Raw genomic sequence first — 9601 nt, forward strand, 5'->3', positions numbered from 1 at the left:
CTAGACAAAGCCCCTGATCGGAGCCGCATCCATGTCCCTCACCTTTCACTGGTTCCTGCCCACCAACGGCGACAGCCGCCACGTCGTCGGCGGCGGCCACGGGACCCCCGTCACCGCGGCCGGTGGCGACCGTCCGCCGTCCGTCGGCTACCTCACCCAGATCGCCCGCGCCGCCGAGGACCTGGGCTTCGTCGGGGCGCTGACGCCGACCGGGGCATGGTGCGAGGACGCGTGGCTGACGACCGCGATGGTCAGCCAGAACACCGAGCGGCTGAAGTTCCTGGTGGCGTTCCGTCCGGGCTTCGTCTCCCCCACGCTCGCCGCGCAGATGGCCTCGACGTACCAGCGGCAGACGGGTGGCCGGCTGCTGCTGAACGTGGTCACCGGCGGCGAGAGCCATGAGCAGCGGGCGTACGGCGACTTCCTCGACAAGGAGGGGCGCTACCGGCGCACCGATGAGTTCCTGGAGATCGTGCGCGGGCTGTGGGACGGCAAGACCGTGGATCTGGCGGGCGAACACCTCCAGGTGGCGGACGCCTCGCTGGCCCGGCTGCCCGACCCGGTGCCGGAGGTGTACTTCGGGGGCTCCTCCCCCATCGCCGGTGAGGTGGCGGCGCGCCATGTGGATGTGTACCTCACCTGGGGCGAGCCGCCCGCCCAGGTCGCGGAGAAGATCAACTGGGTCCGGGGTCTTGCGGCCAAGGAGGGCCGTACGATCCGCTTCGGCATCCGGCTGCACGTCATCACCCGCGACACCAGCGAGCAGGCGTGGGCGGAGGCGCGGCGGCTGTTGGACGGCTTCGACCCGGAGACGGTGAAGTCCGTGCAGGCCGGGCTCGCGCGCAGCGAGTCCGAGGGGCAGAAGCGCATGCTCGCGCTGCACGGCGGCGGCCGGGACGGGCTGGAGATCCACCCCAATCTGTGGGCGGGCATCGGTCTGGTGCGCGGCGGCGCCGGTACGGCGCTGGTCGGCAGCCATGAGGAAGTGGCGGAGCGGATCGCCGAATACCACCGGATCGGGATCGACGAGTTCGTGCTGTCCGGCTATCCGCATCTGGAGGAGGCGTACTGGTTCGGCGAGGGCGTGCTGCCGCGCCTGCGGCAGCAGGGGCTGTGGACGCATCCGGCGCGCCCCGCCGCCGCCCCGCAGCCCGCCGCGCAGGTGCCGTTCGCCGCGTCCGGGAGCCGATGATGGCCCACGTGATCGCCACGGAGGCCGAGGCGGCCCGGGTGGCGGCGAAACTGGCCGAGGGGTTCCGTACGGGCGCGGCCGGACGCGACGCGGATCGCAGGCTGCCGCACGCGGAGCTCGACGCGCTGTCGGAGTCGGGGCTGCTGGGCGTCACCGTGCCGCGCGCGCACGGTGGCGCCGGGGTGGGCGCCCGCACGCTCGGTGAGGTCATCCGGCTGCTGTCGGCGGCCGACTCCAGCATCGGGCAGATCCCGCAGAACCACTTCTTCTTCGTGGAGGTCCTGAAGGAGAACGGCACCGAGGAGCAACGCGCCTTCTTCTACGGCGAGTTGCTGGCCGGACGCCGGTTCGGCAACGCGCTGGCGGAGAAGGGCACCCGGCACGCCCTGGAGTTCGCCACCCGGCTGGTCCCGGACCCGGTGGCGGGCGGTTTCCGGCTGACGGGGACCAAGGACTACGCCACCGGCGCGCTGTTCGCGCACTGGGTGCCGGTGTTCGCGCTCGGCCCGGAGGACCGTCTCACCGCTGCGTTCCTGCCGCGCGACGCGCCCGGGCTGACCGTCGTGGACGACTGGGACGGGATCGGCCAGCGCACCACGGCCAGCGGCAGCGTGCGGCTGGAGGACGTGCACGTGCCGGAGGACCGGGTGGTGCCGCATCATCTGACCTTCGAGCGGCCCGAGGTGTTCGGCGCGTTCGGGCAGTTCCTCCACGCGGCCGTGGACACCGGGATCGCCCGGGCCGCGCTGGAGGAGGGCGGTGAGCTGATCCGTACCGTCGCCCGCCCGTGGGGCGAGTCGGGGGCCGACCGGGCGGCCGGGGAGCCGCTGGTGATCCAGAAGTTCGGCGAACTCGCCCTGCTCGTACGGTCCGCCGAAGCGCTGCTGGAGCGGGCCGGGGCCGCCATCGACGCGGCCCGCGCAGCGCCGGGTGACGAGGCCCTGGCCACCGAGGCGTCGATCGCGGTCACCGCGGCCCGCGCCCAGGCCGACACCGCCGCGGTGACGGTCTCCAGCGAGGTGTTCGCGCTCATCGGCACCCGGTCCGCGCTGCGCGGCGGCAACCTCGACCGGCACTGGCGCAACGCCCGCACCCACACCCTGCACGACCCACGCCGCTGGAAGATCCAGCATCTCGGCAACCACGCCCTCAACGGCGTCACCCCACCCGCCAACGGCATCGTCTGAGTCCTGCCAGTCCGAGTCGTTCCAGCGTCGTACCAGGAGGAGCGCGGCCATGAGCACCACCCTGTCACCCCCGGCCACCCACGAGCAGTGGCTCGCCACCGCCCGCGAGGTCGCCGCCGACCTGGCGCGGGACGCCGTCGAACGGGACCGGGCGAACCGCCCGCCCCACGACGAGGCCGCCCGGCTGCGCGACGCCGGGCTGCTGACCCTGCTGATCCCGGCCGAGCGCGGTGGCGGGGGCGCCGACTGGCGCACCGCCTACGCCGTCATCCGCGAGATCGCCGCCGGGGACGGGTCGATCGGCCAACTCCTCGGCTACCACTACCTGTTGTCGTGGAACGTGCGCTTCTTCGGCGGCGCGGCGCACACCGAGCGTGTGGAGCGCGCGGCCGCCGAGGGGCGCTGGCTGTGGGGCGGCGCGTTCAACCCGCGCGATCCGGACGTGGTGCTCGCCCCCACGGGTCCGAGCGGCACGGGCTTCCGCCTCGACGGGCGGAAGACGTTCGCCACCGGCGCCCGGGTCGCCGACCGGCTGGTGGTCGGCGCGACCCGCGCGGACACCGGTGAGCCGCTGGTCGTGTTCGTCGACCCGGACCACCCCGGGGTGGTGCGCAACGACGACTGGGACAACTTCGGGCAGCGGCTGTCGGCCAGCGGCAGCGTGGAGTTCCACGCGGTGCCGGTGGCGGCGGACGACGTCCTGGGCTCGCTCTCGCAGGACGACGGCGTCCTGTCCCCGTTCGCCACCCTGGTGACCCCGGCCATCCAGCTGGTCTTCGTCCACTTCTACCTCGGCATCGCGGAGGGCGCGCTGGCCGCCGCCGCGGAGTACACCCGGACCACCACCCGCCCCTGGCCGCTGTCCGGAGTGGCGTCGGCGACCCAGGACCCGTATGTGCTGGCCACCTACGGGGAACTGGCCGTCTCCGCCCGCGCCACCCGGGCCCTGGCCGACGAGGCGGTGGAGGCCGTCCAACGCGGCCTGGACCGGGGGCACGACCTGACCGGCGAGGAGCGCGGCGAGATCGCCGTCACCGTCGCCACCGCCAAGGTGGCCGCCACCCGGGCCGCCCTGGACATCACCGCCCGCATCCTGGAGGTGACCGGCGCCCGCGCCACCGCCTCCGCGTACGGCTTCGACCTGTTCTGGCGCAACGCGCGCACCCACACGCTGCACGACCCGGTGGCCTACAAGCTGCGCGAGGTCGGCGACCACTTCCTCAACGGCGCCCATCCGCCGTTCACGCTCTACACCTGAACCCCAAGGACCCGTGCCATGGCCCCGCTCTCCCGCAGACAGCTCCTCCGCGCCACCACCGGCGCCGCCGCCCTCACCGCCGCCGGACCGCTGCTCACCGCCTGCGGCACCGCGCAGGGCGACGCGCTGGACCCGACCGCCAAGCCCGATCTGGACGGCGTCACCCTCAAGATCCTTGCCAACCAGCCCAACGCCCTGTCGTTCCGCTACCTCGCGGGCCCCTTCGAGGAGGCCACCGGCGCCAAGCTCAAGGTCACGCCGGTGCCGTACGACAAGCTCACCTCGAAGGCGACGCTCGACGTCCAGTCCGGGGCGGGCCAGTTCGATGTGTTCATGTACTGGTACGCGGCGGTCGGCACCCTGGCCCAGGGCGGAGTCATCGAGGATCTGACCGCGTACATCAGGGCTCACAAGGACATCGAGGAGTCCGACTTCCTGCCGTCGCTGTACGACACGTACACGCGGTGGGACGGCAAGCGCTGGGGCCTGCCGTACGACGGGGACACCCACATCCTCTTCTACAACACCGAGATCTTCGAACGGCACAAGGTCGAGCCGCCCAAGACCTGGGACGACTACCACCACATCGCCGAGAAGATCACCAAGGACGCCAAGGGCAAGTACTACGGCACCATCATCGAGGCCCAGCAGGTGCCGGTCATCCTCGGCTGCGACTTCGCCAACCGGCTCGCCGGATACGGCGGCACCTTCCTCGACCAGGGCGGCTCCGGCACCCCGACCCTCACCTCCCCCGAGGCGATCGCCGCCGCCCAGGCGCTCTTCGACGCCGCCCCGCACGCCCTGCCCTCGCCGCTCCAGATCGGCTTCGACCAGGCGACGCCCGCGTTCCTCGACGGCAAGGGCGCGATGCTCGACTTCTGGACCGACTTCGCCAAGCGCGCCGAGGACCCCAAGCAGTCCAAGGTGGTCGGCAAGTGGGGCGTCACCACCCTCCCGGTGGGCGGCGACAACACCAAGCCGCGCACCTCGCTGGACGCCGGGTTCGGGCTCGCCGTCTCCACGGCGTCGAAGCAGAAGGAGGCCGCCGCCGCGTTCATCAAGTGGGCCACCGCGGCGCAGCAGAACCTGCTGGTGCTGGGCAAGCCGGACGCGGGCGCCGACCCCATCCGCACCAGCACCCTCAATGCCGACGCGTTCAAGAAGGCGTCCCCCGACTCGTACGACGTGGTGCGCACCGGGCTCGCCGGGGACCCGCTGCCGTGGCCGACCGTGCCCAAGTCGCCCCAGCTGCTCCAGCGGCTGGTGGACGAGCTGGCGCTCGGTCTCCAGGGCAAGCAGAGCGCGAAGAAGGCCCTGGAGAACACGCAGCAGGCGTGGCTCACCACCCTGAAGAAGACCTGATCGCGCGTGTCTCGGGCCTTTCACGTACCGCGCTTCCGCGTGCCGCGCGCGCTGGCCGCGCCCTCGGTGGTGTTCCTGCTGGTGTTCGCCGCCTATCCGCTCGTCTATCTCATCGGTCTCGCCTTCACCAGCTCCACGCTGGCCCAGCCGTTGCAGCGCTGGACCGGGTTCGACAACTTCCACGCGGCGCTGGAGAGCCAGTCGTTCAGCGGTTCGCTGTGGCGGTCCGTGGTGTTCGCGGTGGCCGCCGCCTGCGTCCAGCTGGTGCTGGGCACCGCGCTCGCGCTGCTGCTGCGGGCGCGGGCGGCGCGCCCCGGGCTGCTGGGCACGGTTCTGCTGCTGCCGCTGGTCACCCCGCCCGTCATGGTCGGGGTGGCGTGGAAACTGCTGCTCGCCCCGGTCGGCGGGGCACTCAACGGCGTACTGCACGCGTTCGGACTGCCCGGCGTCAATCCGCTCGGCGGCGGCACCGGCGCCTTCGTCACCCTGATCGTCATCGACAGCTGGCAGTGGACGCCGTTCGTGATGCTGCTGGCGTACGCCGCGCTGCTCGGCGTACCGGACGAGCTGCGGGAGGCCGCCGCGCTGGACGGGGCGGGCCGGGTGCGGACGCTGCGTTCGGTGGTGCTGCCGTACATCGAGCCGACCCTGCTGTCCGTGCTGACGCTCAAGCTGGTCATCGGCTTCAAGGTGTTCGACATCGTGTACGTGGTCACCGCGGGCGGGCCCGGCTTCTCCACCACGACCAGCACCTACGACATCCAGCGCACCGCCCTCCAGGAGTTCGACGTCGGCTCCGCGGCCGCCGCCACCGTGCTCTTCTCGCTGGTCATCGGCCTGGTGGTGAGCGTGGTGGCACTGCGCCGCAAGCGACATGAGGAGGTGGCCGTATGAGCGCGGCCGGTATCGGGGCGCGGCGCCGCCGCAGGGCCGGGCTCACGGCGCTGCTGGGGCTGATCGCCCTCGCCACGGTGGTCCCCGTGCTGTACGTGGTGTCGCTGTCCCTGCGGTCGCGGGACGACGTGCTCAACGGCGGGCTGCTGCCGTCCCAGGTGTTCTGGCGCAACTGGCCCGACGCCTTCGGCGCCATCGACCTGGGCCGCTACATGGCCAACTCCTGGACGGTGGCGGCCGGTTCGGTGGTGCTGACGCTGCTGATCGCGGTGCCGGGCGCGTACTTCACCGCGCGCGCCGGACGCAGTGGCGGGCGGCTGGCGGCGCTGGTGCTGTCCAGCTACTCCGCTCCCCCGGTCGTCGCCATCCTCCCGCTGTTCTTCCTGCTGCGGAACCTCCAGCTGAACAACACGGTGGCCGGGCTCGCCCTGGTCGACGGGCTCGCCAATGTGCCGGTGGCCATCTGGCTGCTGGACGGCTTCGTACGGCGGGTGCCCCGGGAGATCGAGGAGGCCGCCTGGCTCGACGGGCTCGGCGCCTGGGCCGGGCTGCGCCGCATCGTCCTGCCGTTGATCGCGCCCGGGGTCGCGGCGGCGGCCCTGATCTGCTTCTTCCTCAGCTACAACGAGTTCCTGTTCGCCCTGAGCTTCGCCCAGGACAGCAGCGCGCAGACGCTGCCGGTGGCGCTGTCCCTCTTCCAGGGCGACAAGAACGTGGAGTTCGGCCAGCAGGCCGTCGTCTCGCTGGTCGGCATCGCGCCCGTCTACGTCCTCGCCGTGGCCGCCCAGCGGTGGCTGGTCGCCGGCCTGTCCTCCGGAGCCGTGAAGTAATGCGCCGCATCCATCTCAACGCCTTCGACATGGCGTGCGTCGGCCACCAGTCGCCCGGTCTGTGGCGCCACCCCGACGACCAGGCCCACCGCTACACCGATCTGTCCTACTGGACCGATCTGGCGCGGCTGCTGGAGCGCGGTGGCTTCGACTCGCTGTTCATCGCCGATGTGCTCGGCGTGTACGACGTCTACCAGGGCTCGCGCGACGCGGCCGTACGCCAGGGCGCCCAGATCCCGCTGTCCGATCCGCTGCCCGCGGTCTCCGCGATGGCCGCCGTCACCCGCCACCTGGGCTTCGGGGTGACGGTGTCGCTCACCTACGAGCAGCCGTACAAGCTCGCCCGCACCCTCACCACCCTGGATCACCTCACCAAGGGCCGCATCGCCTGGAACGTGGTCACCTCCTACCTGGCCAGCGCCGCCCGCAACCTCGGCCTCGGCGAACAGGTCGCCCACGACGACCGGTACGAGGTGGCCGAGGAGTTCCTGGAGGTCTGCTACAAGCTGTGGGAGTACTCCTGGGACGACGACGCGGTGGTCCGAGACACCGAGCGCGGGCTGTTCACCGACCCGGCCCGGATCCGCGACATCGCGCACGAGGGCAAGCACTTCTCCGTCCCCGGCGTCTTCCTCAGCGAACCCTCCCCGCAGCGCACCCCGGTCGTCTTCCAGGCGGGCGCCTCCCCGCGCGGCCGCGCCTTCGCCGCCCGCCACGGCGAGGGCGTCTTCATCAACGCGGTCACCCCCGGGGCCACCCGCCGCGTCGTGGACGACATCCGCGCCAGGGCCGCCGCCGAGGGCCGCGACCCGTACGGCGTGAAGATCTACATCCTGCTCACCGCGATCACCGCGCCCACTGACGAGGAGGCCCGCGCCAAGCACGCCGACCTCGCCTCGTACGCCTCGTACGAGGGCGCACTCGCCCTCTACGGCGGCTGGAGCGGCCTGGACCTGTCCACCCTCGACCCGGACGAGCCGCTGGCGTACGTGGACACCGACGCGGTCCGCTCCGCCCTGGCCATCTTCTCCACGGCCGATCCGTCCCGCGAGTGGACCCCCGACCAGGTCGCCCGCTACCTGGGCATCGGCGGCATCGGCCCGGTCGTCGTCGGCGCCCCGGACACGGTGGCCGACGAACTCGAACGGTGGGTCGAGGAAGCCGACATCGACGGCTTCAACCTCGCCTACGCCACCACCCCGGGCACCTTCACCGACTTCGTCGACCTGGTCGTCCCCGAACTCCGCGCCCGCGGCCGGATGCCCCACTCCTACGAGGGCGCCACCCTCCGCGAACACCTCCACGGTCCGGGCACCCCCCGCGTCCCCGACGACCACCCGGCCGCCCGCCACCGCGCCCTCGCGGCGGCGGAGCGGAGGGCGGCGCGCGGCTAGCCGATGTCCCCCAACGGGCGGGCGGCTGCGAGGAGTTGGTGGGTGCGCCGCTGGACCGCCTGGGGGTAGTTCTCGGCGAAGGAGGCGATGTTCAGGTCGTCCTCGCGGAGGCAGTCGAACAGGACGGTCGGGCCGCGGCCGGTCTCCCGCTCCTCGTCGGTGTAGCACACCATCAGATGCATGATGGCGGTGTCGGGGAGGACGTGGATGCCGGTGGTGGGGTGGGAGCGGGTGGCGAAGCCCCATAGGACGTCGCGCAGGTCGGTGGGGTCGATGTCGTGGTCGAGGACCATGATGCGGGTGACCCACCAGCCGCCGTGCGGGAAGGCGTCGCACGCCTCGCCGATGGCCCGGCACAGCTGCTCGGAGGAGGTGAAGCCGGTGCGCTCGCGCCAGTCGCGGTCGACGGTGACGGCCAGGACGTGAACCGCGGTCTCCGGGATCATCCAGGACGCGGCGATGGGCAGTCCGGCCTCGCGCAGGTAGTGGGTCCAGCGGGCGGAGTGGGTCAGCCCGACGAGGGTGTGGTCCTCGTCGACCGGCTTGCCCGCGCACACCACCGGCATGATCGGGTCGTCGCGGTGGGTGATGGCGGTGACGGTGTACGCGGGCAGCTCCACCTGCCAGTCGGGGACGTAGCCCGCGAACTCGCCCATCGGGCCTTCCGGTATCAGCTCGTCGTGGTTGATGTACCCCTCGATGACGATCTCGGCGGTGGCGGGCACCTCCAGGTCGACGGTCCGGCAGCGGACCAGCTCCACCGGGCGGCCGTAGTAGGCGCCGAGGTAGGCGGCCTCGTCCACCTCCTCGGGCAGCGACATGGTGGACACGAACGGGACGGCGGGCTCGGCGCCGAGGACCAGCGCGAAGGGGGTGCGCTCGCCGCGTTCGCGCCACATGTCGTCGATGACGCCGATGTGCTGCGGCGAACCGGTGAAGGTGGCCATGCGGTGGGCGTCGTGCAGCATGGCCCGCGCGAGGCCCCAGTTGGTCCAGCGGCGGTCGGGGCTGCGCAGCACGAAGGTGCCGATGGTGTTCACGTACCGTCCGCCGTCGCCGTGGTGCAGCAGCGGGAACGGGAAGCGGGTCAGGTCGGCGTCCGCGCCGAGCAGGACGTTCTCCTGGCAGGGGCCCGACGCCACCGTGACGGGCGGGACGGGGGCGGCCGACTGGGCGGCGACCAGCCCGTCCAGCAGTCGCAGCGGCCGGGTGTCCGGGTCGAGCCCGAGGGAGAGCGCGACCCGGGCGTACGGGGTGTCCGGGACGCTGCTGTACGCGGCGGGCGCCGTGAGGACCCGGAAGCCGGGCGTGAAACCCCGGATGCGGGACAGCAGATGGGCCGGGGCGCGGTGCTCGGTGGCGTAGCGGGCGATCGCGCCGATCTCCAGCTCGGCGTCCACCTCGTCGTCGATGACCCGCAGATCGTCGAGCTTGGCCAGGGCGTCCAGGTAGTCGCGCAGACTGGACAAGTGATTCATGGGGTT

General features: G+C 72.3%; 8 protein-coding genes. 7 read left to right on the forward strand and 1 reads right to left on the reverse strand.

Going from position 1 to position 9601, the window contains the following annotated elements; all coding sequences use genetic code 11:
• Nucleotides 1–31: 31 nt before the first annotated feature.
• Genes EEJ42_RS17465 through EEJ42_RS17495 form a run of 7 tightly spaced genes read left to right on the forward strand, consistent with a single transcriptional unit; the run spans nucleotide 32 to nucleotide 8117 of the window.
• Nucleotides 32–1192: an LLM class flavin-dependent oxidoreductase gene (locus EEJ42_RS17465; RefSeq protein ID WP_123100845.1), complete on the forward strand. Its 1161-nt coding sequence runs from the start codon at nucleotides 32–34 to the stop codon at nucleotides 1190–1192.
• The gene (locus EEJ42_RS17470; RefSeq protein WP_184503141.1) at nucleotides 1192–2379 is read left to right on the forward strand and encodes an SfnB family sulfur acquisition oxidoreductase; all 1188 of its coding nucleotides are present in this window, start codon (nucleotides 1192–1194) and stop codon (nucleotides 2377–2379) included. Before EEJ42_RS17465 ends, EEJ42_RS17470 begins: the two co-directional genes overlap by 1 nt.
• 49 nt (nucleotides 2380–2428) lie before the next feature.
• A complete protein-coding gene (locus EEJ42_RS17475) occupies nucleotides 2429–3637 on the forward strand; it encodes an acyl-CoA dehydrogenase family protein (protein WP_123100847.1) in 1209 nt (402 codons plus the stop codon).
• Nucleotides 3638–3655: 18 nt separating this feature from the next.
• The gene (locus EEJ42_RS17480) at nucleotides 3656–4999 is read left to right on the forward strand and encodes an ABC transporter substrate-binding protein (protein ID WP_123100848.1); all 1344 of its coding nucleotides are present in this window, start codon (nucleotides 3656–3658) and stop codon (nucleotides 4997–4999) included.
• Nucleotides 5000–5005: 6 nt separating this feature from the next.
• Complete coding sequence (locus EEJ42_RS17485; RefSeq protein ID WP_123100849.1) at nucleotides 5006–5893, forward strand: carbohydrate ABC transporter permease; 888 nt, start codon at nucleotides 5006–5008, stop codon at nucleotides 5891–5893.
• A complete protein-coding gene (locus EEJ42_RS17490) occupies nucleotides 5890–6723 on the forward strand; it encodes a carbohydrate ABC transporter permease (RefSeq protein WP_123100850.1) in 834 nt (277 codons plus the stop codon). Before EEJ42_RS17485 ends, EEJ42_RS17490 begins: the two co-directional genes overlap by 4 nt.
• Complete coding sequence (locus tag EEJ42_RS17495) at nucleotides 6723–8117, forward strand: LLM class flavin-dependent oxidoreductase (protein ID WP_123100851.1); 1395 nt, start codon at nucleotides 6723–6725, stop codon at nucleotides 8115–8117. Before EEJ42_RS17490 ends, EEJ42_RS17495 begins: the two co-directional genes overlap by 1 nt.
• Here the strand turns inward: EEJ42_RS17495 and EEJ42_RS17500 are convergent.
• On the reverse strand, nucleotides 8114–9595 hold the full coding sequence (locus EEJ42_RS17500; protein WP_123100852.1) for a UbiD family decarboxylase: 1482 nt from the start codon (nucleotides 9593–9595) through the stop codon (nucleotides 8114–8116). The two genes, EEJ42_RS17495 and EEJ42_RS17500, sit on opposite strands and share 4 nt — an antisense overlap.
• Nucleotides 9596–9601: the final 6 nt, after the last annotated feature.

This window comes from Streptomyces botrytidirepellens (assembly GCF_003721215.1).
Lineage (GTDB): Bacteria > Actinomycetota > Actinomycetes > Streptomycetales > Streptomycetaceae > Streptomyces > Streptomyces himastatinicus.

Coding starts and splice junctions, on each gene's coding strand:
- EEJ42_RS17470 (WP_184503141.1), top strand. CDS start 1,192: ATGGCCCACGTGATCGCCACGGAGGCCGAGGCGGCCCGGGTGGCGGCG.
- EEJ42_RS17480 (WP_123100848.1), top strand. CDS start 3,656: ATGGCCCCGCTCTCCCGCAGACAGCTCCTCCGCGCCACCACCGGCGCC.
- EEJ42_RS17490 (WP_123100850.1), top strand. CDS start 5,890: ATGAGCGCGGCCGGTATCGGGGCGCGGCGCCGCCGCAGGGCCGGGCTC.
- EEJ42_RS17475 (WP_123100847.1), top strand. CDS start 2,429: ATGAGCACCACCCTGTCACCCCCGGCCACCCACGAGCAGTGGCTCGCC.
- EEJ42_RS17495 (WP_123100851.1), top strand. CDS start 6,723: ATGCGCCGCATCCATCTCAACGCCTTCGACATGGCGTGCGTCGGCCAC.
- EEJ42_RS17465 (WP_123100845.1), top strand. CDS start 32: ATGTCCCTCACCTTTCACTGGTTCCTGCCCACCAACGGCGACAGCCGC.
- EEJ42_RS17500 (WP_123100852.1), bottom strand. CDS start 9,595: ATGAATCACTTGTCCAGTCTGCGCGACTACCTGGACGCCCTGGCCAAG.